Origin of the sequence: Butyrivibrio sp. TB, assembly GCF_900110805.1 — a bacterium.
Lineage (GTDB): Bacteria > Bacillota > Clostridia > Lachnospirales > Lachnospiraceae > Butyrivibrio > Butyrivibrio fibrisolvens_C.
Window position 1 is genome coordinate 35,191 of record NZ_FOER01000020.1, and the last position, 25,162, is coordinate 60,352.

Here is a 25,162-nt window from a genome sequence, read left to right on the forward strand (position 1 = left end):
TCTCTTGACTCTATACATATTCTATAAAAAACATGCAATCAATGTGATGATCGCGATTCCTCCCATGTAGTAGCTTTGAAAAGTTTGGCCCAAGTATCGATTTTGTGTTTTTTATCTTCTTCTGTAGCCATTTCTGTGTGATTTAATTCTATCACATACAGATGAAACTCGTCAGTATACTGATAGCCATCCTTTTCATTGCTGATATAGTATTTCGCAAAAAACTCAGGATGATCGTTATCGAGTGCCTACCACTCTCTTCTTATCTTCTCAAAATCGATAGTCTTCCCAACCTTCTTCCATACAATAAACGTCAAGACCGCATTTATTGCAGCTATTGCAAAGTATGTGATAAGGATCCGTACTCCATCTTCACCAGTATTGATATACGATGAACCTGATTTTCCCACCGAAACAAAAAGCCCATCTGTAAAGCCTGCCAGAAAGTCGAACAATCCATGTGTCACACCTATGGCCCATACATTTCTGGTCTTCCAATACAGTATAAGAAGAGCCAGTCCGAAAACGCCTGATTCCAACGTTTTGGCTACAGCCTGCCCCCATGCAATAGGGGACGTTACATCAAATTCTCCTACAATATGTACTGCCCCGAACACTATCGAAGATACTACTGCACTAAGGACAAAGACATATTTCTTTTCCCTGAACTTATAGATTATGGCATCATTAATAACTGCCCTGAAAGCCAGTTCCTCAAAAAGGCCTACGGACATAAACATAAGAAATATGACTATAAATCCCAATACCGGATTATCCTTAAGCGGGACCTGCTCTTCTATATTTGAGATTAGTAGTACCAAGCCCATGATAAGGGACATCGCAAGAAAACCTATGGAATTCTTAATTACATAGCCCGTGGAGACATAACAGGATGTCAGTGTCTTATCTCCGGATATCTGGTACAGGAAGAAGCACACTGCCCCGCAAAGCATGGTTCTCACTATAAAGAACTGAAAATTTGTATCTGTATGTACCGTTTTAAAACACACAACCACGTATACTATACAGAGCGCAGCAGTTATCAGTGGTGATCTTTTCATAAAATCGATATACTTTTTTAGCATTGGTATTCTCCTACTATGTCTGTTACTTTGTTATATCTGGCAATATCGCTTCTTATCGATATTATCGGAAGTTTTGCAGGTCTTATTAACGTAACTCTCAGAGCAATAAAAAACTGCAGCTATTTAGCTACAGTTTTCTTGCTAACGACCGTCAAAATATAAAAAACAGATCCGTCCATTGTTCTCAAGGTAAGTCATATACTCTTTCCTCCACAGACTCTTAGCAATGGCTTCCTTGACTTTGGCATCTATTCTGGATGTAAGACTACCACCTGCATCTTTACAGTTTTGTTGCTGGTTTCGTTCGGAATAATAGGCAGGGATATTTCCCTGCCTGATCAGTTAATCCTTTATGCCTTTTTCTTCCAGTTGTTTTTGTAATATTGCAATTAGTTCGGCTTGCTCTTTAAGTTCTTTTGCTTGCTCAGCAATTTTGTCATCTTTTATTGATATCTCTTCAGCCTGCTCAGCAATTATGTTCTCTTTTTCAGCCAACGCTTCTTTCATTCTTCTTTCGTGGATGATATTATCTTCTCTTACGCGGCACTGCTCAGCGATCATAAAGTCAGAATTAGCGGCAAATATTTCTTCAGCAGTTGAATTCATGGATGGGTTGGCACTTGTGATCATCTTAATTTCCTCCCATGTAGTAGCTTTGAAAAGTTTGGCCCAAGTATCGATTTTGTGTTTTTTATCTTCTTCTGTAGCCATTTCTGTGTGATTTAATTCTATCACATACAGATGAAACTTGTCAGTATACTGATAGCCATCCTTTTCATTGCTGATATGGTATTTCGCAAAAAACTCAGGATGATATTCAAAAAGTGTAAAGTCAAGAAAGCCTATGTGATAGACAGGCTTAACTTCGATATAATCATATCCTCGAACCACGTTATCAAATGTCAATTTCGCTTCGATATTGTTCCGAACTATATCAAATTAATACTCATCATACCAGTAATCTTCCGCGGCATCATATGCTTCGTCTTCATCCTCGTACTCGTCTTCATAATCGTAAAATTCTTCATACTTGTCATCAGCGAAGTCATCTGCAGAGTCGTAGTCGTGCACGTCGTATGGATCGTAGCTGCCAGAGCTGCTGCCTGTCGTATCTTTTTTGCCAGATGAGTTTGTATCTTTCGAGCCGGAGGAGTCTGTATCTTTTTTGCCAGAAGAATTTGTAGTTGTGGTGTCCTTAGATTTCTTCTTTTCGCTATCAGATGTCCAGCTGCCGTCGGCTTCTATAGTTCCTGTGTCATATTTTATGAGTTTTACTACTTCTCCGTGGCTTTCCCTGCAGTTATAGATAGTATATCTGTTGTTTTTGATCACGCTAAACATATATGTGTCGGGACTATACTCAGTTGTACCGGCAGTAAAGGTGCAACGTTGGGTGTATTCAATCCATAGATAGTGATCTTTGTATTCTATTGAATCGCGGGGCTGGTATTTGTACTGCTCGAACATCTGGTAATAGCTGCTGCCATAATACAGTTCGGACAGATTATGCTCTATTTCATCCTGGATCTTTAAGAGCATATTGCACTTGTCTAAATCGGGGATGCTGTTAAAACTTGTATCCAATTGGACTGTTACATAGGCTTTGTCAAGATTGCACCATGATCCTATGCGTTCAGCAGTAGTTTCAGCGGAACGTATGTCGTCATATACAACTTCGGCGGTTACTGATTCTACATAGTCGCCGTCTCTGATCATGTATAGGACGGAGTTTTCTACTGTATATTTATATGCATCCCTGGCTGCGTCAAGCTCTTCGGCCAGTTTTGGCTTCTCGCGATTGAGGCGCACGTGCTCCCAGTAATGGCCCCAGCTGCCGTATTTGTTGGTTACCTGGTAGTTGATCTTTATGGCTTCTATTACGAGAAGGCCCAGGCAGAATATGATAGCGAATAGGATTAGTGATTTCTTGGTGGATAATTTATTTGGTGTATTGGGTTCTTGAATTCCTTCTGACATGGCTTGGTACCTCACGATGAGTGAAAGGGGTGCGCATTAAGTGTATTCTCGTTGGCGGAATAGCAAAGAGGGAGCACGCGGCTCCCTCTGAGGTTATTATACTATATTGCTTAGTGGTGTGCCAGATTGCGGCTTTTATAATATACTTACTATTCTCAAACTCAAATTTAACACCTTTCGAATTTCTGTGCATCAGTTTATTCAACTGCGAGTTGAATGACTAATCTCTGAAAACATGGTAGCATTTTTCATATATTTAGCAGGAGGTAGAAAGGTGTTTAGAACAGTTTTCGAAGAATCATATTATGAAGGTTTTATATTTGGTTTTGTTATGGCTCGATTAAGAATTATCGCAATAAATTATAACAAATCATCCAATCTTGATAAGATCATATATAGTATTTTTGCTGAAAGCTGCCCAGATATTCCCACTGACCTAATAGAAAAAATGCTTAAAAGTAATGAAATCGAAGACAAATCAGAACAAAACAAATATCTAAAACAAATATATGATGAGTATGAAAAATATATAAAAAACACACCACTATATCAAAGTGCAAAAGAAGAAGCAAACAAAAGTCTAGAAGTCAAGCGGTACAAGAAGGTCTTCAGCATCATAGACGACTATGAAGAGAGATGTGAAGACTTGGATTCCGATTCCGAATCAGTAATACATATTTTGATTCAGGTGTATTCCACTTCTTTTTCATCTCCAACTAATATCATCTCTTTGAGCGGCGATGATGACACTGACTTTCTTATTAAGGCTATTGATACACTCTCTTCAAAAGTTATTGAGATATTAAATGATTCCAAATCCGTAGATGCATTGGCAGAGCGTCTTTATGATACGCAAACTAATGATTATAGAACCTATAAGTACAAGGACTATTTCATAGTAATTAAGGACTATAATGATTTCTATATCTATAAAGCAGAAGCTGTTGATTGTTCAAGGCCATGGGTGACTATCTATAATGACAAGCACCATTACGAATATGTAAAGTACCCGGAAAGGGATAAGTATAATAGGATTGTTTGATATTTCCTTCTTTAGACGATGAAAGGGAGCCATTTGGGCTCCCTCTAGAATATTATTTCATTGATTTATACTCTTTGTTTAGGAACAAACTCAATTTTAAGGACCATGCCCATTCCATCAGCCAATCTTTTCAAGAGATTAAGCGATGGATTTCGAGTTCCATTTTCTATTTTACTTATATCTGCCTGGTTGATTCCTGTCCGTTCAGCTAGCTCTTTCTGCGTAAGATTCTGCGAATTTCGTGCATCTACTATAGCTCTGATCACATCCATCTCAGGCTGAATGGCTTCATATTCTTTTTTGAATTCTTCATTTTTAAACTGCTCATCAAGCATATCATTAAAGGTTCTCATGATTTATCCATCCTTTCTATATAATCTAATCTGCGTTGTTTTGCCAGTTTTATGGCATCCGGTGGTGTTTTCTGTGTTTTCTTGACCAAATTGTATGGCATATATGCCATATTGTCAATTATAGCGTTCCCTTTCTTCAAACTCAATATTTTTTGTAACGATCAACTCATCTATAGTAACTCCCAGTAATTGAGCCATTATTATAAAGTTATCCATGGAAGGGAGGCTATTTCCTTTTCCGTTTGCTGTAGAATACCACTTATACACGCTCTGTACTGTTCCCAGATGAAGTTCTTTCCTAATATCTTCTGGCTTATATCCTTTTTCTTCGAACATACGCCTAATATTAGCGCATGTAGCCTTAGCATTAATAACCTTTTCAGGCATAGTTAGTCCTCCTCAAATGTTAAAACATAGCCTTTTGGGGTCCAATAATCTGGCATTCCCCTTGTAATTGATTGGAAAATATTCGAAACGAATCAAGACAATACAGAGTTATTGCATAAAGCAACCGTTAATGATATCTTAGGATATGAAGTTAGCTCGGCCAGAGTTAAATACTTCATACAGGTCAGATGTGCAGCATCTGATTCATTTCAAAGAGGGACGTTTTGCAGAACGTCTCTCTTTTTATTTTCCAATGCCTTATTCTTTCAAAACGGCATCACTCCTTTATCTCAAATATACTTCTGCGCTATGATCTCCTTCGTTATAGTTTGCAAGATAGCATTCATCTGTCACTTTTTGGCAGTCATAATCAACTAATATTACAGACAATTCACCTCTGTATGCTATCTTATAAGCACGCCCTGCCAGATAATCATATGCATACCGGTCGTTTACAACTATAGAGCCTTTTATCTCCTTAGAAGTCTTGTATTCTAATACATTAGCCAATGCAAGCTGTATATCTAATGGTCTGAAACTGCTGCTTCCTGTGACACATCTTATATCAAACCACCATTGTTTTATTTTGCTCTTTTCAATATTAAGGATTACATTTGGGGCCTTTGAACCGTTATATCCTTCCAGATCCACATTATTGTTAAAACGTATGTTTTGAGACATCATGGATGTAAGAAGGATTCCTGTTATACGCCTTTCTTGATCCAGAAGTTCCATTCTTCTGGTAGATTCAACGTCTTTTAGCCCTTTATAATTCTTTGAAACATTTATGATGTCAGAATGTCTTGAAGATGACTCTTCCACCATTTTTTCTGCCAATATGCTGGCTTTTTGAGTCAGTGTTTCGCTATCCTGGTATTCTGCGGTGATCATCATATCTTCGTAAGTAACGCCATTCTGCGGATCAGCTGAGCCGGAAGTTAACTTTTTAATTATTTTAGGACTAGGAACATAATCGCCCTGCTCCGCTTTATAAATGGTCATGTAGCTAACGCCCGCCACTTCGGCATAGTCTCTTAAACTTCTGTCGCCTCTCGCAAGTCTGATAACATCAGCCAGTTCATGATTTTTATTTCGGTTCATAGTAATCCTCATTTCTAAGATTTGCCAAGGATGTGTTTAATATTTTTATACATCAAAATGTAGCTGGTTATGTCATCGGTTTTCTTGTATTTACGCTACTTATATCTATTTTACCATAATAAAAATATTATTCAATCTAAACATAGCAAGCAAGACTGTTTATTATTTTTAACAGTTTTATTGCTCTAAGAAAATCAAGGCTTCTGATATGATCATTGTCATACCAGAAGCCTTTTTTATCCGCTAAAAATTTTATACTTCTCAGCCATCCTTTTCGTTACTGATATGATATTTCGCAAAAAACTCAGGATGATCTTCAAAAAGTGTAAAGAAATGAGGCTGCTGCATATTAAACTAAACATGCAGTAGCCTCACTTGAATTTACTAATCCTCAATCTTGAACACTAATATAGCTTTCAATATAGTCCTTCATCACCATATCCTATAATTGCCTGAAAGTGCCAGAAGTGCGAACAGATACAGGCAGTTATCATAGTATCTACGCTCTCCTTTTCTAAGTGGCTGATTCCAGAACCAGTTGACCCACTTGGCTGCTACAGCGAAGTCGCTATCAGGATCTTCGCTGTAAGGTACGGACAGAGCACTTTGAGCGATAGTGGATACAAGTCCTACAGGATGAAGTACCGGTCTTTCAAGGGGAGTTCCGTCCACCTTGTAAGCACATCTTACTGCTTCAAGGTCTGTTCCGAAGAACTTCATAGCCTTAAGAGGTACGCCAAGCTGGCCTTCGTCTACTCCGAACCACTCTGCATCAAGACCTATATTGGCAGCTGTCCTGTAGGCATCACTGAAGAAATCACCAAACTGTCCCCACGGGAGCTTCTCATCCATAGGTGTGCCGTCGAAGTTGCCATATTCAGGATTAAGACCAGTCTCTGGATGACAGGCAGATACCAGATATTTCCTACTAACTGTTGCAGCCTTCTTGAAGAAGTCTCTGTCCTCTTCATATGCCCAGAGAGCAAACAGCTCATAGAAATGTGGCAGATGATAGGAAGGATCTGTATATGGGCTTCCCGGTACGAAGAGGATCTGGCCGTTGTCTCTGTTCCACATAGGATCGCCTACTCTGCCATTTTCACCCTTATGAAGGCAGGCTCTGAGGATTTCCTTGGCCTGTTTACTATAATTGTAGATGCCCTCTCCATCTCCCCATCTGTGTGATGCGAAGAACAAAGCCATGGCAAAAAACTCTTCACCATCCGGCGCAGGTCCGTAAGCGTTCTTGGTACCATCAAGCTGACATGACCATGCAAAATATCCCTCATTGTCACCCTCTTCCATGTACATGAAGGTCTTAGCCCACTTCCAGATCCTGTCGAACTCTTCCTTCATATCAAGCTGTACGCACATCATCATGCCATAGGACATACCTTCTGTTCTGGCATCGTTGTTGCCGGTATCTACAAGATATCCCATGTCATCGCCTGCAGGATGATAGATTCTTTCTTTTTCATCATAAAAGAAGGTATCGACAGCTTCTTTGATCTTAGCATCTATCTCTTCTTGCGTTTTACCTATCTCTTTGAATACATTTCTATAGGTTTTGTTATCGAATGATCCCATAATTTATATACTCTCCATCTCTTTCATTTAATTTTTCGCGCTTTTCTTTGTGATTTTGTACTTTTCTTTGTGATTATCTTTGTACTTTCTTTGCAATTCTCTTTGCGCTTTTTCATGCTTTTTCGAACCTTTTTCTTACTTTATTCGCATGAATGATAGTAATTATCATATTTACATATATGCCCATATTAGTCTTACTTTATATTGTCTTTTTCTTTCTAATTGTTGCTAAAAATGCTTGCCAGTGTGCTGATTCGTTTATATTTGAATTCAAAAAGCCCAAGTGCTAGAATATGTCCCGAACATACTAAATTAGTGTGAATAAATCTTATAACCAAGTGGGAAGTATTCATTCTCTACAGAAAAGAGGAAATGCGATTATGAATATTGAGATACTAGAACTTATAGAAGGAGCAAAAAAAGCCAAGGGGCTTACAGTTATCATAGATGTATTTAGAGCATTTACTGTGGAGTGCTACCTTTTTGATAAGGGCGCTGCCAGGATCTATCCTATCGGCAAGCTTGAAGATGCTCTGGAACTCAAAAAGCAAAACCCGTCCTATGTTCTCTTTGGAGAGCGCGAAGGCAGGAAGCAGGAAGGCTGCGATTATGGCAACTCCCCATACCAGCTCCTTTCAGGCGACTTTGAAGGTAAGACCATAATCCATACCACAAGCGCCGGAACGCAGGGCATAGTCAATGCAGTCAATGCCTCCGAGATCATCACAGGATCCCTTGTTAATGCCAAGGCCGTAGCTGAGTATATTAAGGCCAGGAACCCGGAAGACGTCTCCATCTGTCCTATGGGGCTTGCCGGCAAGGTTAGCTCCGAAGAAGATCTCCTTGCCGCAGAATATATAAGAGCCTTGATCCTTGGTGAAGACTTCGACATAGAAGGAAGGATAGCCCATCTTAAGGATCACGGCGCATCCAAGTTCTTCGACCCTGATACGCAGGATGTTTTTCCAAAAGAGGACTATCCTCTGTGTGTAGATATCAATAAATTCCCGTTTATATTAAAAGTATCAAAAACAAACGATAGATTAACAGTTAATAAGATCCAGCTCTAAGCAATGATTTTTGTCCCAAAAATACTAATATACTAAACCTTTCGGATCACCACTTCACTGCCCCATCGGATACACCTGCTACCAGGAAATTGGACAGTGCAAAATACAAGGTTACGATGGGCGCTGATTACTTACTATAGATTATTGGATTGTGCTCAATTTTTATTCCATGCTAAAAATGCATTTTTAATTGGCAAAGTTATTAAAACTTATTAAACTTAAAAATAGTTATTAAAACTTATTAAGCTTAAGAAAAGTTATTAAAAGTTATTAAACTCATCTTACAATCCACCATTCTAAGGAGTTGGAGCAATGAATAATAATCCTTTCAGCATTAATTTTGGAATCGAACCCAATAGATTTATTTCTCGTGAAAGCCAAATTACAGAAATAGTGAATGTCTTCCGCGTTTTAAAGAGATAATACTATCATGGATCTAAATTGCCCCCTTGCCATACTACACCAAATGGCCCCTCACTTCGCTTCCCCGATGGTCTTATCCCATCGAGGCCGAAGCAAGGGGCCATCTTCCTATACATCGATCTTCTGCTCATCAATATGTATTAAACCTGATAAACTCTCCGAATCGCGGAAGTTTTAAAGAAAGAGATCCATATTTTTTCCCATCTACTATTCCGCTATCAATAAGTCTGGTGCGGTAGGTGGTAAATGTATTAGATGTCATATCTATATGCTTTCTTATATCTTCAACCTTTGCAGCATCGGTATTATTCTTTTTACAGATGGTATCTATCGCCGCTAAGACTTTTCTGTCTGTTTCAGACAGCTCATCCCATATTTTCTCATAAGACAGTTCAGAAAGCGTAATATCAAGCTCCCGATATACATCATCTATATCGAACTTGCCTGCGCCATATCTTGAAAGGGCGTTCCAGTAGTGATATCCCAGCGCCTGAAATGCCAGTGAATATCCCTTGGTACAAAAAGCCAGTGCCTCAGCAGTCTCTCTATCAAGGGCGAGAACTTTCTGATAATCAGCACAGATAGCTGTGATATTCAGATTGTCTAATTCTCTGGCTTTGGCTCTATACAAAAAAGTAAGCGACTTTTGATTCTTTATAGCCTTGATGTTCTCAATCAGTCCTGTCATAAGGACATAGATATCATAATCAGCACTTGCATAAGATGACATAGCATGTGAAAAACGGGCAACATCAGTGCTATATGTGATCTCATCTATTGTGACCAGAATTTTCTTTTTAGCCTTCTTTAGAATTCCAAGCATCATCTTGAGAGCATCCTCTTCATTAGATGCCACCAGCTCAGCATTCTCAATATGTACTCCTATCCCCAGAACTGAGAAATCGAGCTTTGCTTTTACAAAAAGTGCCTTTATTTCAGGAATAATATACAGGCCCCTTGCAAGAGAATCCAGAAGGTTACTCTCAGGGTTGATATCGATAGTTATCCAATCATCCAGTTTCCCTATTTTGTTGCGCACATCGCCCATCAGAACTGTTTTGCCGGATCCTCTAACCCCTGTGATGAACATGCCTCGAAAAGTCGGCACTTCCCTTATGAAGTTGTTGATTATTTCATTAGTTATGATAGATCTCTCTATAAATTGAGGCGGTATATAACTAAATTGAAGCGTATATGGATTTTTGATTTCTTCAAATTTCATGCAAATACTCCTTAAATCACAAGTTCTAATCTAATTATAGCTCATTCTTCCACAACCTTCCACAACTCTCCACAACTTTATTTTTCTTCCACAACTCTCCACAACCTTCCACAACTTCATTTTTCTTCCACAACTTTCCACAACTTCAAAGGAAAATATGCACATTGCCTTAATTTAATATTTATCACATCTGACCTTCTACAACTTCTACCGCATGTCTTACGCAGTCATCACATTCGCAGATGACTACGCCAGTGTCTCTGCCTTTTAGATCTTTGCAGATGGTGGCGCCGCACTTATTCTCGAACTCTTTCAATATTCCGGCTGCATCTCTTAGTACAGGTGCACCTTCATACTTCTTAAGTCCCATGACCATCTGAGCTGCGCACAGAGCACCGCAGGTTCCTTCCATACATCCCATTCCTACGCCAAAGGCTGCGCCCATCTTCTTAAGGTCGTCTTTGGACATCTGAAGTTCATCTTCAAATGCGCACAATACTGCCTGTGCACAATTGTGTCCATTGTGTTTAAGTTCTACTGCAAGTTCTTTTCTTTCCATAGTTCGTTTTTCTCCTTTATTACCAAATATATCAATAATATATTTTTTATATTTCTTTATTATATATTTTTTAGTATGCCTTCAATGAAGCTGCCTTCGATGAATTCGGTTTTATAGAATCACTTTTTCGTCAGTCTTATCTATTATTTTCCCAGTCTTATGATTCTTATTACTTTTCTGTTATATATGTCTACTTGCTTTCTTCTTAATCATCGGGAAGATTCTCTTCACCCCATCTTTTGAGCTGAAGTAGGATCGGGATGATGCTCTCCGCTTTCTGAGTAAGTGAATATTCTACCCGGACAGGCATCTCCATGTACTGCTTCCTCTCAACAAGTCCGTCTGCTTCCATCTCTTTAAGTGAATTGGCCAGCATTGTATTGGTGATGCCGAACACTCTCCTGCTAAGATCTCCATATCTAACGGTGCCTTCCTTATCTATAACGCAGAGGATCATTATCTTCCACTTGCCACCTATGATGTCCAGCACTTTCTTGAGACCGCAATTCCTACCCGCCAGATCTTCGCAGAGTGGTTCGTGATCTTTGGCTGAATCAGCTTTTGCTGCTGCCTTTTTTGATTTAGATGATTCGTTTTCAATTGCATCTTTCGAATTTACATGCTTTTTTGCCGCCGATTTTTTCGACTTTGCATTCTCTTTTGTATTATTCATTTTTTCTTTTACTATTGATTCTTCTTTATTTTTTCCTTTCATAAATAACCTCATGTCACGAGTGACTAATGGTTCAACTTGGCGGAACACACGTCACTCAGTTTTTTAATACCACGTATGTATATTCTGCGTACTTGATATATTTTTTGTACCACATATACTAACATTATCTCCTGCGATACGCAAGTTGAAACTTTATAACTCAGACTTCTCACTTGGACGGTATAACATCACCAAGTGAGAAGTCTGAGTCATTTAACTCTGGCGAGAATCTATTTTATTAAATGAGGAAAAACCATGAATTCAAAGAAAGTTGCAAGTATTAACAAAGATATATGCGTCTGCTGCGGAGCATGCTCCCAGGAGTGCCCCATGTCAGCCATTAGTTCCGAGAGTGGCTGCTTCATGAAAGTTGACCCTTCCATATGCGTCGGCTGCGGCAGATGCGCCGGAATATGCCCTGCCGGATGCATCACAGTAAATGACAGGGGGTCGGTATGATCCAAGACAAGGCCTAAAGAGTTCTTTTGGGATTATTACTTAGAATTATAGAAATGAGGTTTTTATGAAGCAAAAGCAAAAGAAAAAGAAATGGTACGATTACCTTTGGATATGGCCAATCATATATTTTTCACTTGGCTTTTTTAACATATTATTCGCATGGCTTGGCATGATAGATTTTGTAGTTCCTATCATCATTGCATCTTTGGGAGGCGGCAAAGCTTTTTGTAACAGATACTGCGGACGAGGCAGGCTCTTTGCAACGCTTCCAAAAATTTTCAAATTTAAATCCAGGAAGGTCGCTCCCTCCTGGATGTATGGCAAAGTATTCAGATATGGTTTTCTTATCTTTTTCCTGACAATGTTTGGAAATATGGTATATCAGACCTATCTTGTGTTTGCAGGAAGTGCTACGCTGCGCACAGTTGTTAAACTGTTCTGGACTTTCAAGCTTCCTTGGAACTGGGCCTATACTGTTACCGGTGTCCCTGCGTGGATCACTCAGTTCTCGTATGGGTTCTACAGTCTCATGCTGACTTCAACCCTGATAGGCCTTATCGTCATGATCCTCTACAGGCCAAGGACCTGGTGTACCTTCTGCCCTATGGGAACCATGACTCAGGGGATCTGCAAACTCAAAGGCAAGGATTAAATACTCAAACTACTGCACCTTCCAAGTGGGTAGTCTGAGTTAAATATAGAAAAAATATACGTCAGCTCGCAAGATCCCTTCTATTAAAATTATAAAAGCCAAAAGCTACCCCGATCACAAGGATCAAAACTGCCAGTATCAGCGCCTTTACAGGAGTATCCTCTCCTGTAAAGATTTCTGCTGCATTGGCATAAGAATATGGTCCTACGAAGAGATAATCCTTAAGATCAGGTATTACTCTTCCCATTACGTCATATGCGTAGAATAAAAGTGCAAGTCCAAGGCCAAGTCCCATCCTGTTCTTACCTGCAAGAGATGACAGGCCAAAACAGATACCGGCAACTTCCAGATTCATAACAAACTGCCTGCACATAAAAGTCATGAACTGATCCATGGGCATCTCTTCACCAAGTATGTTAAATCCTACAACATAGCAGGCTGTACATACTATAGTGAATACTATAAGCATTATAAACACGCATATAGCCTTGGCTGTAAGGACTTTGGTTCTTGACAGGGGCATTGAGAAGATGAACTCTCCTGTATGTCCATCCTCTTCCCTGGATATGATATTGATAGCGATGATCGCAGCGAACATGCCACTTCCAAGGCCATGAACTGCTCCTATCTCTGTGGCAAAATAGCCTTTTAGCGATGCAATACTAAGTGTGCTCATGCCAAAAGCATCCGAGAAGGCTCCCATATTAGAGAAAGCATCTGCCATATCTTTCATCTCGCCTTCCATGGAACTGTACAAAAGTATACAGGTAAGTCCCAAAATACCAACAGACAGGCTCCATATCAGCATGCTCTTTATATTCAAAAGTAATTCCCTTTTCAAAACCGCTTTCATGTTTGTACCTCACATTTTCTATACATTTTTGAATCAAAGATTCAAAAATGTATGCTATTCTGTTATCAGTTTTCTTTTAGTATTCTTTTCATTTTATCTTTTATTCTTGTTTTTTAGTCTTTTGGATTATCTATTTGATCTTCTTATTGGTCTTTTTGATTTTCTTTTTTGATCTTTTCAGTTTTTCTTTCCGACATTCTTTTTAATCTTCATAGAAACTCAAAAAAGTCTCATCATCAATATGCGGCGTATCCAGCATCGTAAGCCTTCCCTCTCTCATGATAGCAGCTTTGGTGCAGTACTTATCAACTTCTGACAGCACATGTGTTGACAGAAGGCATGTCGCACCATTATCCACATATTCATGTATCAGTTCGAAGAAGTTCTTCTGAATAAGAGGATCCAGGCCACCTGTTGGCTCATCGAAGATGAAAAGACTTGGCTTATGCTGCATGGCACATACTATACTGACTTTCTTTCTATTACCAAGAGACAGCTGCTTGATCCTCTTATTAGTGTCAAGCTTTAACTTTTCGCAGATCTTATCAGCTTCGTTGCTGCAGTTAAGTCCTCTTATATCAGCTGCATATTTTATTACGTCTCTGACCTTCATGGAGTCATAGAACCATGCTTCCGAAGGCATGTAGCCAACTTCTTTTAAGATATCCTCATGATCCTTAACGCTGTCCATGCCCAGTATCCTGATACTACCCTGACTGAATTTTAAGAATCCAAGCATGGACCTTATAGTTGTGGACTTGCCGGCACCATTTGGTCCTATGAATCCGAATATATCCCCTTTCTCTACGCTTAGAGATACGTCTATAACGCCCCTTTGCTTTCCATAGCTTTTAGTGAGATTGCTTATCTCTATTACTTTTTGACCTTTTGCAATTTCTTTCATATGATCCTCCGATTTACTTCATTATTCTTTCATGACGCCTTATCTATATCTTATTCATAACAGATAAAAAAAACAGGAACAATACATGTTCCCGTAAGGTGCACTTTTTTGCCTTTATCATTCACTTTTTTTGTGATGGGCCTGAAAAATTTTCAGATCTTCATTGAGTTTTTTATCATCGATGATGCGCTTGTATTTATATATCAGATATACACAGAAATATACAAGAAGGATATATGCTGCGAATAAAAGCGTCACTAATAGATCTCTTGAAAACCAGTCGCATAGCCATGATGATACGCAGTAGACAGCCGTACATATAACTATCCCTATAACTTCCCTTACTCCCAGTTTGTCCGATTCATCAAAATTCCACAGCAGATATACCTGTACATATCCTATGACATAACATATGAGTATAAGTTCGGTCATATGCAGGATACTGGCATCGTATACTCCGTTTATGATCCTGTACACACAATAATAGAATAGGAATGCAAAAAAGTACAAACATGCCTTGAATTCAATCCCGATCTCTTTGGTAAGATACAGTTCCCACAAAGTAGGCTTTCCTTCTTTTTTCATCCTCTGCCTCCTTTTAAAAGTCTTCTGAATTCTGAAGCATATCTTCTGGATATGATGATATGCTCTCCGCCTTCCATAGTGGCATCGATCCTGTTGGATGAGAGGCTCTTTAAGGCTTTGACCCTGCCGACATTGATGACCATGGACTTACTGCACCTAAAAAAGGTGCCGTCATCAAAATCCTCCATAAATGAGTTAAGGCTTCCGTCTATCCTAAGGACTTTGTCCCCTGTATAGGCAAAAAGCTTATCGTCAACAGATTCAAGGTACAAAAGATCCTTTCGTCTGATGCTGACTGTACCTGTATCTGTCTTGCCCCAAAGTTTATCTTCTGTCCCTTCAAGGATGCCTATTATTCTTTTTATAGATGGGGTAAGATCCTTATAACGTATACGGACGTATTCCTCACCCTCTGTGATCTGCATTATATCTGTCTTCATAAGATTATCTTATCATGAGATGATTTATTCTTGAATGCGAAATACAAGAATATATGACTAGAACTTTAACTGTTGAAAATATTATAGCAGATATGTTTATGTAATTATATTCGTTTTTACGTTAATGTGTGTATACTGTTGACTGAGCCGCGCGTTATTGTTATCGTTATATTGTATATGATATATTATTTGCAGACTTCACACTTGAACAGTGCAGTATCCTCGAAGGCTTCATAGGGATACTGCTCCCCAAGCGGTCAGTCAAGGTGAGAGTGAGGTTGATATGGGCAAGATAGATGTCAGGAAGATCTCTTCAAGTCTTATGATCATTACTTGGTCTCTTCTATGTATGTCGTGCAGCTACAACAGCGCCCGCATAGATCCTGAAACTGCGTACATTAATCCTTCAAATCCTGCTCTGTCTGATTCTGTTAAAGGGAATAAGAAAGGTGCAGCCAGCTCATCTTCTGCCTATGATAAACTTCCTGAAGGCACTACTTCTTCCGGACGTCTTATAAGATCTGATCACATATCTACTATTACTGACAATCTTCCTATAACTGATATAGATACCGCGGCTCTTGCAGAGAGTCTTTATAAGCATGTGACCATCAGGATGGTAGGCGATATCCTCCTTCATATGCCTATCGAAGATACCTGCAGGCAGGAAGATGGCAGTTATGATTTCTCATCTCTTTTTGCAAATACCAAAGATATCATAAGTAGCGCTGATCTTGCCCTTGTCAATCAAGAGGTCATCATAGGCGGTGAAGAGCTTGGTATATCCGGATATCCTTGCTTCAATGCTCCCTATCCTATAGCAGATGCACTGGCTGATTCAGGTTTTGACATAGTATGCCATGCGACCAATCATGCTCTTGATAAGGGGACAACAGGCATCATCAATACGCTCAACTACTGGCATACCTTCCATCCTGAGATCATAACATTAGGAATATATGATAATGAAGAAGATTCTGCGGGGATTACTGTGGTGAATGTCAATGATATAAATATAGCGATTCTTAACTACACTTACGGAACTAATGGTATCCCGATCCCCAAGAGTATGCCATACTGCGTTGAGACGCTTGACGAAGACAGAGTTATCGCAGACCTTGACCTTGCTGAGACGATAGCTGATTTTACCATAGTATGTCCTCACTGGGGGACGGAATATGTGCTACACCACACTTCCAATCAGGAATACTGGAGCAGGCTCTTTATGGAGCACGGGGCTGATCTTGTGATAGGTACTCATCCTCATGTTATCGAGGATATAGAGTTCTACGAAGAAGATGGCAGGCAGATGCTCTGCTACTACTCTATAGGCAACTTCGTAAGCTGGACTTCCGGAAGCGGCAAGGGTGTTCTTAACAGAGTTGTTGGAGGCATCCCCAATGTTACTATTACTAAAGATATCGAAGGAAAAGTATATATAGAAAGCTATGATGTCATCCCTACCGTATGTCATCTTGAGCCTGAAACAAACGGCGTGACTGTATATCCTCTGGCTTTATATACCGAGGAACTTGCTCTTTTGAACAAGATATCAAAACAGGACTCATCCTTTACTTTGGACAATTGCAATGCTCTTGTTGAGGAGGTCTGGGGAGAGTCCTGCGATATGTCATTAGATACTGCATACTGATATGCAAATAAGATTTTTTTCTATTAATCAGCTTCCTGTAGATCTGTAATGTCTCATGCCAAGATGAAACATTGCTGTCATCACGCCAAATACTAATACTCCCGAAAGCGGAGTAACAAAAGCTGTCCACATAGGCCAGCCATATAGCGGCTTGTCCAATATATAGGATGCCGGAACATGCATTGTAAGAGCAAATGGTGCTATTACTGTAAAAAGAGCTCTAAGCGGCAGCGGATATACATCGATCGGGTATTGGCAGGCGCTTCGGCCTCCGTAAGTGATGGCATTGACCAGCTCTACTGATTTTACACTAAATATACAAAAGATAGCTTCTATCATAAAAAGTCCCAGTATCAGAAGGCAGCTCATGGCTATGGATTCTGCCAATGCAAGAGCCTTAAGGGGTGTCCAGATTATGTCTGAGAGTCTGCTGCCCATGATAAGTGCCGCTACGCCAACTGCTATACAGGTGATACGTCTTGGGTCTGTCCCTCCGCACAGAACCTGGGTCAGCACTCCTCTTGGTCTTACCAGGAAAGTATCCAGCCGCCCTGTTCTGACCATAGATGGGAAGTCTCCGGTGATCCCTCTTCCGAACATCTCTGTAAGATAGAAAGATACAGACATTATCCCGAAGAAGAAATACAGATTCCCACCGCTCCAGCCCTTAAGGCTTTCGAATCTGTCAACTATGAGGATGACTACCATCATCTCTCCGCCCTCCATAACGAGCTGGGCAAGGGTCTGCATAATAAAAGAACTTGGGTACTGCAGATGACTCTTAAGGAGCATTCCTATTGATTTTATGTATAAATGTATCGTATTCATGTATCTTCCTTCCATCTGGTTAGTTACATAATAAGTTACTCAAACTTCGCACTTGCCAAACATACGTCACCTGATCGGTAAGGCCGGGGCCAAAATATCGTACGCTATGCTTACCTTTAACCGCCCTGAACTATCATTCTTTTTTTGTTAGCATTCCACATCCATGTGCCAAGCGCTATCAGTATCACAACCCAGAAAGCCTGAAGTCCATAGATCCATAATGCCTCATGGGGCGGATACCCTCCTGTATATAGCCTTATAGGCGCATCAAGAAGCTGGGCATACGGAAGGAATGTTATAACTTTCTGCCAGCTCTCCGGGAAAAGAGTAAGCGGGAACAGATTCCCTGAAAGTGTCATCATCAAAAGATTAAGCAGTCCCTGCATTCCTCTTGGGTCAAGGGTTTTCATGGTAAAAGCCACAGTGATATTTTCAAGAGCGCAGACACATAACATTCCCAACAAAAGAGCCGGTATAGTAGCCAAAAGTCCCGGCACTGATGCCGGCAGACTAATACCCCATCCTTTTGGCAGAAGGAACGCTACCACCAGCATAGGCACAGCTCGCATGAGGCTACCCATGAGCTTCTGCGCCATGATCCTTGCATAGTAGAATCCGTACATATCTACAGGCCTGCACATATCATAAGCTATATCTCCTGACCTTATTTTATCCACAAGCTCTGTGTCAGATGCCAGCATCATACGGAAAAAAGCCTGCTGAAGCCAGACATATGTTGCTACGCTTTCTATTGGCAACGACTGGGGACTTCCTTCATAAAGTGCTCTGTACAGGGCCACCAGTATAAGGCCAAAGAACATCTGACAGGCTATCCCTCCAATCATGGCTCCTCTATATTGAAGCTCCATCCGAAGCCTCATTTTGAACACGGTAAAATATGGCATATACACCTCTAATCATATATAGTCAGTTGTTATCTAAGTACCTGTCTATGAATTTATCTACATTGTCATAAAATCATGATATTTTTGGCCTGATACTTATAAGTCCAGTTCCTTGTACATAGCGGCGATCATATGATCCGTGGTCTCAGGCTTTAGTGTAAGCTCAGCAACATTTCCCGCTTTCTGCAATGTTTCCAGAAGTTTTGCTGTAGGAAGCTCTGATGGATTGTAGATAAGTTCTATTCCTTCTCCTGTATCACCAAGGGTTACTCCCTCCGGGAATTTCAAGTCAACATGACCATCGTACTTAACATTTACTCTGCGGACTGTATCATAGTGCTCAAGAAGTTCCTGAAGTTTACCATCAAAAAGCTTCTTGCCATGACCAAGGACCATAACCCTGGAGCAAAGCGCCTCGATATCTTCCATATCATGGGTTGTGAGCATGATGGTGGTGCCATACTGCTTATTTTCCCATTTTAAGAAGTCTCTTAGAGCCAGCTTACTGACTGCATCAAGGCCTATGGTTGGCTCATCAAGAAAAAGCAGCTCCGGTCTATGAAGAAGTGATCCGCACAGCTCTGCTCGCATTCTCTGCCCTAGGCTAAGGAGTCTTAATGGCGTCCTCATAAGCTCTTCAAGCTGCAGGGCGCTACTTAGCTCTTTTAACCTTGATTCATAATCTCCCTGCGGGATCCTGTAGATATCTTTAAGAAGCGAGTAACTGTCTATTATGGGGACATCCCACCAGAGCTGACTTCGCTGACCGAAGACTACGCCGATGTTCTTGACATGCTTTTTTCTCTCTTTCCAGGGAACGATACCGCCGACCGATACCTGGCCGCCATCCGGTGTCAGGATTCCGGAGAGAATCTTGACTGTAGTTGACTTACCGGCTCCGTTAGGACCTATGTATCCTACAAGTTCCCCTTTATCCACAGAAAAAGAAACGCCTTTGAGAGCGTTCACGATTTCTTTTTCTCTTAAAAGTTTACCTTTTTCACGTTTCTTTTTTACTATAAAATCTTTCTGTAAGTTATCTACTTCAATAAAGCTCATTATCACTCCTTTAACTCGTCCCCAGGGGGCATTTATAGTTCGTATTTGAGGTAGAATTCTACCATTCCAAAGAATTCTCTTACGGTATAATGGATTCCTACCGGGAAAAGAGTCTTGGCAGGGACAGAGTGAACGTTTTCATATCCGACACTTTCTGCGATAGACATGGCTCTGCATTCATGAAATCCATTGGTTATGATTCCTACAGATGCATCTGCATCTCCTATTATAGCAAGGCTATTTTTCAGATTTTCTTCTGTATCTCTGGATTTATCCTCAAGGATGATCCTGTCTTCGTCTATACCGTACTGCTCTACAAGGACCCTTTTGGCGCACTCTGCTTCGCTTATGGCTTCGTCGTAACCCTGTCCGCCGGATGCGATCAATATAGCGTTTTCATTGCCTTCAAGATACTCTGCTGCCTTTTGAATTCTGGCCCTATAGGGATTAGAAGGCTGCGTTCCATGTAAGCCGGCTCCTAGTAGTACCACATACTCAAGGTTATCAGGCGCCGCCGCAGTCATCGCACCTATAACCTTGCACTCGATTATGATAAAAGATATAAGGAATATCCCAAAAACTATCCTGTAAACCCATCTAAACACAGGTGCTATCTTAATCCTGCTACGTCCCTTGATCCCTGCTCCAAGCATCAATACTCTGACCAAAGAAAATGCGCCGATAACGATCCATATCCATACCCATGAGAGGCTAAGTCCACCTCCGTATGCAAGGCATGTAAAGAAATACAAAACAGACCAGACAAAAAGTATAAAATAGATATACAATCTTATTTTATCAAAAGAAAGCTTTCCAAGTCCTGCATATCTACTGGTTCTCTCTTTATACTTAAGATAGTCTTCGCCAAATACCTTGGGCAAAAACTTCTCTTCCTGAAGGATCTGAAGATGGAGCATTACTATTGCAAATATAGTAAGTACCATAAGTACCGGATTGAAGAACATAAGTAGTATACCTATGTAAACAAGATCAAATCCAAGAAAAGCCGGATTCCTGGAATAGTTATATATCCCTCTTGTCACAAGCTTTCTTTGAGCCATATCAAAGCTTGCCACTCCTGCTCTCCAGCTGTCTTTCATGGTATATACTGATAGAAAAAATATTATATCTCCGATAAATGCAAAGTACATTCCTATAACTCGCCACATGATCATAAGTCCTGATGTACCAAGTACTATTGATATCACCTCAGCAAGCGGTACTACAAGAGTTGCCACTTTCATAACAGCTTCTACATAGAAAGTTCTATCGTGCTCTTTGCCTTTGGCGATCTGGTTGGTAACAATGCCTTTCCTTCTTTGGATCAGCATCTTGCCAAAATAGATCATATAAAATACTGCCATAAAAGACAGCGCCAATAACCTGTACGTCATCTAAAAACCTCCTCTTATATCCAATATCGCATAATACAGTATAGTAACAAATATTATAAGTATAGTAAATCTAGTGTGCTGGCTCATTCATATTTGATCAAATATGAATGAACCAGCACACTAACTACGCCAAAAAGAGCCAGCCTCATCATGGCTGGCTCCTATATGCTTTGACAAACTTCCTTGAAAATATAAATTCTACAGTTCAATATGTTCTTTGTAATTCCCAAAAGAAATATCAAGATCTATCTTACCTACGCCTATGCGCCTTACGTATATGACAATTCTGCCTTGATATGTCTTCCTGACTGGTGATCTCATGTCGGTATTATCTGCAAGATCACCGCCATCGAGGCCTAGTACCTGCGCATTATCAGATACTGATGCACTTATCTCTTCATCCTGGCATACTACGTCTCTTCCATCTGCGTCTTTTAGTGTTACAAGGACCTGATAGATATAGCCTTTCTTAGAAGATGCCTCTTCGAAACTCTCGCCTGTGATGATGTCTCCTCTATCATATACAGATACTTCAGCATGGTCTGCCAGAGACGATGTATATATAATATCTGATATATAGCTCAAATTAGAAGTTGATGCTAATTCTTTATTGCTCTGTATTTCTCGATCATCTTCAAGCTCTGCTCTTACCTCTATCTTGCCGGGCTCGAACTCTGTTTCGAATCTGTAGGATCCGTCATCCGACCTTTTGGAAGCACTTCCTACAAGTCTGTCATTTATATATAATCTGACACTTTTGATATATGCACTGCTTTTACAGTTTTTAAAGCTACTATTAGTATTGGCATTTGCATTAGTATCGGCACAATTACCGCCTTTATCTTCATTGCCATATTCAACAATATCTTTTTCCAAAATAGGCACGTAGCATTTTACTATGACTTTCTCTCCCTTATCATAATTCCAAGAACGTGTTCTGCTTATCCATTCTCTTTTTTCCTCATCAGGTCTTAATGTGAATATCCTGATAAATGGATCTGATGTCCACAGGCTCTTTCTCTTATAATATTCCGGCTTAGGTAGTCCTGCTGTATTTATAAGGCCGGAATATGCACCGTGTATCGGCCAGCCATGAGCTTCTCCCAGATAATCGATCCCTGTCCACAGGAACTGTCCGCAGATGTAGTCATTACGTACTACAGCTTCCCACTGCCCTATTCCGTGTCCGTTCTCGCTTCCAAGGAAGACCTTATCAGGGAACTTTCTATGAGACTCTTCATACAGATGCTCTTTATAATTGTAACCTACAACATCAAAGCTATCGACAAATCCAAGCTTTGCAGACAGCTCCGGGAAGGCTGCAGCTACTGTGGCAGGTCTTGTCTTGTCAGTATTTCTGACTATATCAGTAAGAGTCTTAGCGATCACAGCTAATCTGGTCATGTCAGGCTTGTCAGAGTTATAGACCATCTCTCTGGCAGGCTTACCGTTATCATTATTGCCTGTGAATTCCTTGAACATGGGATTCACATAAGGGTCGTTTGGATAATCGATCTCATTGCCTATGCTCCAGAGGATCACGCTAGGGTGCCTTCTGCCTCGCTCTATCATGTTCACAAGGTCTCTTTCATACCATTCATTAAAGTCTTCGGCATATCCCTGATGACGAGGTGGATACACATTGTGACCATGAGACCACTTATTCTTGGCATTCTCCCACTCATCAAAGGCTTCGTCCATGACATAGAATCCCATGACATCGCACAAGTCATACAATTCCGGCATATGAGGATTGTGCGAACATCTTATGGCATTGCACCCGGCCTTTTTAAGAAGCTCAAGACGCCTTTGCCATATCTCCTTTTTCATGGCGCTGCCAAGAGTTCCTCCATCATCGTGGACACATACTCCCCGGAGCTTATCCGATACGCCATTACATGCAAATCCTTTGTCAGGATCCATGGATATAACCCTTATTCCGGTTTTCTGCTCATCAACAAGGTAAAAGCCCCCGCCATCTACACTATAGTATGTTGATAATTTGTATATATTAGGTATATCAGATGACCACAGATGCGGCTTATCTATTATTCCGTCTATTTTAAGTACAGACTCATCATGTGCCGCTGCATCTATCTCTCCGAACAGTTCTATCAGAGCTTCTTCCGATGCATTTTCATACGCTTCTTTTGGTGTATCATATTCAAGAACGCACCTTACTCTGACTTTCTTATCTTCATTGGTTTTGTTTTCGATTACATTATTGATCCTGATCCTTGCAGATATCTTGCCTGCATCTTCTATAATAGAACGGGTATCAAGCCACACTCCGTATTGTGATGGCGCAACTTTTTCACTTATTGACAGGGTGACTTTTTTGACAATACCGGAGCCAGTGAACCACCTGGAATCTGCTATATCTTCGTGGCGCACTCTTACGGCGATCACATTGTCTTGTTCGCCATATCTTACATATTCACTTATATCTATGGAAAAAGATGCATATCCGCTAGGACGTCCGCCGATATGATAAGAATTGATCCAGACACTACTATTCTTATAAACGGAATCGAATGTAATTGATATATTCTTGCCTTCATACTCGGAAGGGATTTTGAAATGACACCTGTACCAACCTGTTCCGCCTCTAAGGTAGCCGGTGCCGCTTGAATAGTCTTTAGAAAAAGGAGCTTCTACCGACCAGTCATGAGGGATCATCACATCATCCCATGTGCTGTCATCAAAGCCCTTGAACCAAGCCTCCTCTTCATCCCCATAGTAGAACTTCCAATTGTCTGTAAGAGTTGCTCTTACGGTATCCATATGTTCCTCCCAGGTGGCCTTACCAGTGTACTGTCTCAAAGACCCACAATTATGCCGAGCTATCAGCGTCTTATATTACTTGATTTTCTGACCATAAGTCCTGATGGCTTTACAAGTATCTGTCTCTTTGCCTCAAGACCATCTGCAACATCTATTGCTGTACGAACAAGTGTTTTACCATATTTTTCATAATCGTAAGCCACAGAAGTCAGCGAAGGCTCTACTACTTCGCACAGGTCTGTATTATCATAACTGACAACGGATATATCTTCAGGTATCCTGATACCATGTTTTCTTAAACTCTTTATAACTCCTGCTGCAGTGCTGTCGTTGATGCAGATGAGCGCTTCAGGAAGCGCAGCGCCTTCTTTTTTGAACTTCTCAATTAGTTCATTCATAGATGCAGTGCCCTCATCTATTCCGTATCCACCAAAATTGTCGGTATAGAGACTTCCGCTTTCAAGTCCGAGCTCTGCTGCCAGCTTTTTGAACTCATTGTATTTAATATATGTTGACTCTACGTTAAGTCGTCCGCCTACAAGCGCGATCCTTCTGTTGCCATTGGATACCAGATGCTGCACCAGCATATCCATGGCTGCTGCCGCATCGATCCTGACCTGATAACAGTCTGTATTGTCGAGTTTACCAGTTACCACGAGAGGCTTTGATCCCAGAAGTCTCTTTACTTCTTTGGCAAAAGACGGATCGGTAGTAAGGCTGTCTACAGCACCTCCCATATGGATTATGGCATCAGCCTGCCACTGAACAAGCTTCTCAAGCTGTCTTATCTCCATATCTACTCGTCCAAAGGAGTTCATGAGCATTACACTGTAGCCTTCCTTGTTGGCGGCATTCTCGCAGGCAACGTACATGTCGGCATAGTAAGTATTTCTTACATCTGCGACAATTATTCCTATAATGCGGCTCTTGGTATCAGACAGGCCTCTGGCAACAGCACTGGGTTTAAAGTTGTACTTTTTTATCAGCTCTAAGACTTTTTCCTTTTTCTCCTGCTTGACATTGGCATTGCCTGTAAGGACACGGGAAACTGTGGCAGGAGATACTCCGGCTTCTTTGGCGATCTCATATATAGTTATCTTCTTGTCTGTTGGCATATTAGTTTCCTC

Annotated in this window: 25 protein-coding genes; 5 read left to right on the top strand and 20 right to left on the bottom strand. The window is 40.5% G+C overall.

Annotation, left to right across the window (positions count from 1 at the left end):
- Nucleotides 1-248 precede the first annotated feature (248 nt).
- The 3 genes from BMX21_RS13345 to BMX21_RS13355 all read right to left on the bottom strand — a co-directional run bounded on the left by BMX21_RS13345 (nt 249) and on the right by BMX21_RS13355 (nt 3,062).
- Entirely contained in the window at nt 249-1,085 is an 837-nt protein-coding gene (locus BMX21_RS13345; protein WP_092045198.1) for a CPBP family intramembrane glutamic endopeptidase, read from the bottom strand.
- Nucleotides 1,086-1,427: 342 nt separating this feature from the next.
- Nucleotides 1,428-1,991 (bottom strand): PD-(D/E)XK nuclease family transposase, encoded by a 564-nt coding sequence (locus BMX21_RS13350; RefSeq protein ID WP_177174041.1) that lies wholly within the window; start codon nt 1,989-1,991, stop codon nt 1,428-1,430.
- Nucleotides 1,992-2,024: 33 nt separating this feature from the next.
- Nucleotides 2,025-3,062 (bottom strand): hypothetical protein, encoded by a 1,038-nt coding sequence (locus tag BMX21_RS13355; protein WP_092045202.1) that lies wholly within the window; start codon nt 3,060-3,062, stop codon nt 2,025-2,027.
- A gap of 274 nt (nt 3,063-3,336) precedes the next feature.
- Between BMX21_RS13355 and BMX21_RS13360 the strand changes: the two genes are divergently transcribed.
- On the top strand, nt 3,337-4,104 hold the full coding sequence (locus tag BMX21_RS13360) for a hypothetical protein (RefSeq protein WP_092045204.1): 768 nt from the start codon (nt 3,337-3,339) through the stop codon (nt 4,102-4,104).
- A 65-nt stretch (nt 4,105-4,169) separates the two neighbouring features.
- Here BMX21_RS13360 and BMX21_RS13365 read toward each other — a convergent pair whose 3' ends face one another.
- The 4 genes from BMX21_RS13365 to BMX21_RS13380 form a co-directional block, all read right to left on the bottom strand.
- Entirely contained in the window at nt 4,170-4,457 is a 288-nt protein-coding gene (locus tag BMX21_RS13365; RefSeq protein ID WP_092045206.1) for a helix-turn-helix domain-containing protein, read from the bottom strand.
- A gap of 114 nt (nt 4,458-4,571) precedes the next feature.
- A complete protein-coding gene (locus BMX21_RS13370) occupies nt 4,572-4,844 on the bottom strand; it encodes a helix-turn-helix domain-containing protein (RefSeq protein WP_051199482.1) in 273 nt (90 codons plus the stop codon).
- Nucleotides 4,845-5,129: 285 nt separating this feature from the next.
- A complete protein-coding gene (locus BMX21_RS13375; protein ID WP_092045208.1) occupies nt 5,130-5,945 on the bottom strand; it encodes a helix-turn-helix domain-containing protein in 816 nt (271 codons plus the stop codon).
- Between the two features lie 432 nt (nt 5,946-6,377).
- Entirely contained in the window at nt 6,378-7,532 is a 1,155-nt protein-coding gene (locus BMX21_RS13380; RefSeq protein ID WP_022758377.1) for a glycosyl hydrolase family 8, read from the bottom strand.
- 380 nt (nt 7,533-7,912) lie between these two features.
- On the opposite strand from BMX21_RS13380, the gene BMX21_RS13385 reads away from it, so the two are divergent.
- Entirely contained in the window at nt 7,913-8,602 is a 690-nt protein-coding gene (locus tag BMX21_RS13385; RefSeq protein ID WP_092045210.1) for a 2-phosphosulfolactate phosphatase, read from the top strand.
- Between the two features lie 553 nt (nt 8,603-9,155).
- On the opposite strand, the gene BMX21_RS13390 is transcribed toward BMX21_RS13385, so the two are convergent.
- The 3 genes from BMX21_RS13390 to BMX21_RS19955 all read right to left on the bottom strand — a co-directional run bounded on the left by BMX21_RS13390 (nt 9,156) and on the right by BMX21_RS19955 (nt 11,521).
- Nucleotides 9,156-10,247: a hypothetical protein gene (locus BMX21_RS13390; RefSeq protein ID WP_022758369.1), complete on the bottom strand. Its 1,092-nt coding sequence runs from the start codon at nt 10,245-10,247 to the stop codon at nt 9,156-9,158.
- 184 nt (nt 10,248-10,431) lie between these two features.
- Complete coding sequence (locus tag BMX21_RS13395; RefSeq protein ID WP_022753421.1) at nt 10,432-10,806, bottom strand: C-GCAxxG-C-C family protein; 375 nt, start codon at nt 10,804-10,806, stop codon at nt 10,432-10,434.
- 205 nt (nt 10,807-11,011) lie between these two features.
- Nucleotides 11,012-11,521: a winged helix-turn-helix transcriptional regulator gene (locus BMX21_RS19955; RefSeq protein WP_330390229.1), complete on the bottom strand. Its 510-nt coding sequence runs from the start codon at nt 11,519-11,521 to the stop codon at nt 11,012-11,014.
- 255 nt (nt 11,522-11,776) lie between these two features.
- Here BMX21_RS19955 and BMX21_RS13405 point away from each other — a divergent pair, with 255 nt between their 5' ends.
- Both BMX21_RS13405 and BMX21_RS13410 read left to right on the top strand, forming a co-directional pair.
- Entirely contained in the window at nt 11,777-11,980 is a 204-nt protein-coding gene (locus tag BMX21_RS13405; protein ID WP_092045212.1) for a 4Fe-4S binding protein, read from the top strand.
- Nucleotides 11,981-12,044: 64 nt separating this feature from the next.
- Nucleotides 12,045-12,632: a 4Fe-4S binding protein gene (locus BMX21_RS13410; RefSeq protein WP_092045214.1), complete on the top strand. Its 588-nt coding sequence runs from the start codon at nt 12,045-12,047 to the stop codon at nt 12,630-12,632.
- A 61-nt stretch (nt 12,633-12,693) separates the two neighbouring features.
- Here BMX21_RS13410 and BMX21_RS13415 read toward each other — a convergent pair whose 3' ends face one another.
- The 4 genes from BMX21_RS13415 to BMX21_RS13430 form a co-directional block, all read right to left on the bottom strand.
- Entirely contained in the window at nt 12,694-13,485 is a 792-nt protein-coding gene (locus BMX21_RS13415) for an ABC transporter permease subunit (RefSeq protein WP_092045216.1), read from the bottom strand.
- A gap of 202 nt (nt 13,486-13,687) precedes the next feature.
- A complete protein-coding gene (locus BMX21_RS13420) occupies nt 13,688-14,389 on the bottom strand; it encodes an ABC transporter ATP-binding protein (RefSeq protein ID WP_092045217.1) in 702 nt (233 codons plus the stop codon).
- A gap of 117 nt (nt 14,390-14,506) precedes the next feature.
- Complete coding sequence (locus tag BMX21_RS13425; RefSeq protein WP_092045219.1) at nt 14,507-14,974, bottom strand: DUF3021 family protein; 468 nt, start codon at nt 14,972-14,974, stop codon at nt 14,507-14,509.
- On the bottom strand, nt 14,971-15,414 hold the full coding sequence (locus tag BMX21_RS13430) for a LytTR family DNA-binding domain-containing protein (protein ID WP_092045221.1): 444 nt from the start codon (nt 15,412-15,414) through the stop codon (nt 14,971-14,973). Before BMX21_RS13430 ends, BMX21_RS13425 begins: the two co-directional genes overlap by 4 nt.
- Before the next feature lie 283 nt (nt 15,415-15,697).
- Here BMX21_RS13430 and BMX21_RS13435 point away from each other — a divergent pair, with 283 nt between their 5' ends.
- Entirely contained in the window at nt 15,698-17,065 is a 1,368-nt protein-coding gene (locus BMX21_RS13435; RefSeq protein WP_092045223.1) for a CapA family protein, read from the top strand.
- Between the two features lie 27 nt (nt 17,066-17,092).
- Here the strand turns inward: BMX21_RS13435 and BMX21_RS13440 are convergent, their stop codons facing one another.
- The 6 genes from BMX21_RS13440 to BMX21_RS13465 form a co-directional block, all read right to left on the bottom strand.
- Nucleotides 17,093-17,893, bottom strand: coding sequence for an ABC transporter permease (locus BMX21_RS13440; RefSeq protein WP_177174042.1), 801 nt, complete (start codon nt 17,891-17,893; stop codon nt 17,093-17,095).
- A gap of 116 nt (nt 17,894-18,009) precedes the next feature.
- On the bottom strand, nt 18,010-18,762 hold the full coding sequence (locus BMX21_RS13445) for an ABC transporter permease (protein WP_177174043.1): 753 nt from the start codon (nt 18,760-18,762) through the stop codon (nt 18,010-18,012).
- A gap of 132 nt (nt 18,763-18,894) precedes the next feature.
- The gene (locus BMX21_RS13450) at nt 18,895-19,857 is read right to left on the bottom strand and encodes an ABC transporter ATP-binding protein (RefSeq protein WP_092045231.1); all 963 of its coding nucleotides are present in this window, start codon (nt 19,855-19,857) and stop codon (nt 18,895-18,897) included.
- Between the two features lie 32 nt (nt 19,858-19,889).
- Nucleotides 19,890-21,251 carry an ElyC/SanA/YdcF family protein gene (locus BMX21_RS13455; RefSeq protein ID WP_092045233.1) on the bottom strand — a complete coding sequence of 454 codons (1,362 nt, stop codon included), beginning with the start codon at nt 21,249-21,251 and terminating at the stop codon, nt 19,890-19,892.
- Nucleotides 21,252-21,449: 198 nt separating this feature from the next.
- Nucleotides 21,450-24,035 (bottom strand): glycoside hydrolase family 2 TIM barrel-domain containing protein, encoded by a 2,586-nt coding sequence (locus BMX21_RS13460; protein ID WP_092045235.1) that lies wholly within the window; start codon nt 24,033-24,035, stop codon nt 21,450-21,452.
- A 62-nt stretch (nt 24,036-24,097) separates the two neighbouring features.
- On the bottom strand, nt 24,098-25,150 hold the full coding sequence (locus tag BMX21_RS13465; protein WP_110073915.1) for a LacI family DNA-binding transcriptional regulator: 1,053 nt from the start codon (nt 25,148-25,150) through the stop codon (nt 24,098-24,100).
- Nucleotides 25,151-25,162: the final 12 nt, after the last annotated feature.

Excerpts from the sequence above, each read along its gene's own strand:
- BMX21_RS13345 (WP_092045198.1), bottom strand. The coding sequence starts at position 1,085 with ATGCTAAAAAAGTATATCGATTTTATGAAAAGATCACCACTGATAACT.
- BMX21_RS13355 (WP_092045202.1), bottom strand. The coding sequence starts at position 3,062 with ATGTCAGAAGGAATTCAAGAACCCAATACACCAAATAAATTATCCACC.
- BMX21_RS13365 (WP_092045206.1), bottom strand. The coding sequence starts at position 4,457 with ATGAGAACCTTTAATGATATGCTTGATGAGCAGTTTAAAAATGAAGAA.
- BMX21_RS13370 (WP_051199482.1), bottom strand. The coding sequence starts at position 4,844 with ATGCCTGAAAAGGTTATTAATGCTAAGGCTACATGCGCTAATATTAGG.
- BMX21_RS13375 (WP_092045208.1), bottom strand. The coding sequence starts at position 5,945 with ATGAACCGAAATAAAAATCATGAACTGGCTGATGTTATCAGACTTGCG.
- BMX21_RS13380 (WP_022758377.1), bottom strand. The coding sequence starts at position 7,532 with ATGGGATCATTCGATAACAAAACCTATAGAAATGTATTCAAAGAGATA.
- BMX21_RS13385 (WP_092045210.1), top strand. The coding sequence starts at position 7,913 with ATGAATATTGAGATACTAGAACTTATAGAAGGAGCAAAAAAAGCCAAG.
- BMX21_RS13390 (WP_022758369.1), bottom strand. The coding sequence starts at position 10,247 with ATGAAATTTGAAGAAATCAAAAATCCATATACGCTTCAATTTAGTTAT.
- BMX21_RS13395 (WP_022753421.1), bottom strand. The coding sequence starts at position 10,806 with ATGGAAAGAAAAGAACTTGCAGTAGAACTTAAACACAATGGACACAAT.
- BMX21_RS19955 (WP_330390229.1), bottom strand. The coding sequence starts at position 11,521 with ATGAAAGGAAAAAATAAAGAAGAATCAATAGTAAAAGAAAAAATGAAT.
- BMX21_RS13405 (WP_092045212.1), top strand. The coding sequence starts at position 11,777 with ATGAATTCAAAGAAAGTTGCAAGTATTAACAAAGATATATGCGTCTGC.
- BMX21_RS13410 (WP_092045214.1), top strand. The coding sequence starts at position 12,045 with ATGAAGCAAAAGCAAAAGAAAAAGAAATGGTACGATTACCTTTGGATA.
- BMX21_RS13415 (WP_092045216.1), bottom strand. The coding sequence starts at position 13,485 with ATGAAAGCGGTTTTGAAAAGGGAATTACTTTTGAATATAAAGAGCATG.
- BMX21_RS13420 (WP_092045217.1), bottom strand. The coding sequence starts at position 14,389 with ATGAAAGAAATTGCAAAAGGTCAAAAAGTAATAGAGATAAGCAATCTC.
- BMX21_RS13425 (WP_092045219.1), bottom strand. The coding sequence starts at position 14,974 with ATGAAAAAAGAAGGAAAGCCTACTTTGTGGGAACTGTATCTTACCAAA.
- BMX21_RS13430 (WP_092045221.1), bottom strand. The coding sequence starts at position 15,414 with ATGAAGACAGATATAATGCAGATCACAGAGGGTGAGGAATACGTCCGT.
- BMX21_RS13435 (WP_092045223.1), top strand. The coding sequence starts at position 15,698 with ATGGGCAAGATAGATGTCAGGAAGATCTCTTCAAGTCTTATGATCATT.
- BMX21_RS13440 (WP_177174042.1), bottom strand. The coding sequence starts at position 17,893 with ATGAATACGATACATTTATACATAAAATCAATAGGAATGCTCCTTAAG.
- BMX21_RS13445 (WP_177174043.1), bottom strand. The coding sequence starts at position 18,762 with ATGGAGCTTCAATATAGAGGAGCCATGATTGGAGGGATAGCCTGTCAG.
- BMX21_RS13450 (WP_092045231.1), bottom strand. The coding sequence starts at position 19,857 with ATGAGCTTTATTGAAGTAGATAACTTACAGAAAGATTTTATAGTAAAA.
- BMX21_RS13455 (WP_092045233.1), bottom strand. The coding sequence starts at position 21,251 with ATGACGTACAGGTTATTGGCGCTGTCTTTTATGGCAGTATTTTATATG.
- BMX21_RS13460 (WP_092045235.1), bottom strand. The coding sequence starts at position 24,035 with ATGGATACCGTAAGAGCAACTCTTACAGACAATTGGAAGTTCTACTAT.
- BMX21_RS13465 (WP_110073915.1), bottom strand. The coding sequence starts at position 25,150 with ATGCCAACAGACAAGAAGATAACTATATATGAGATCGCCAAAGAAGCC.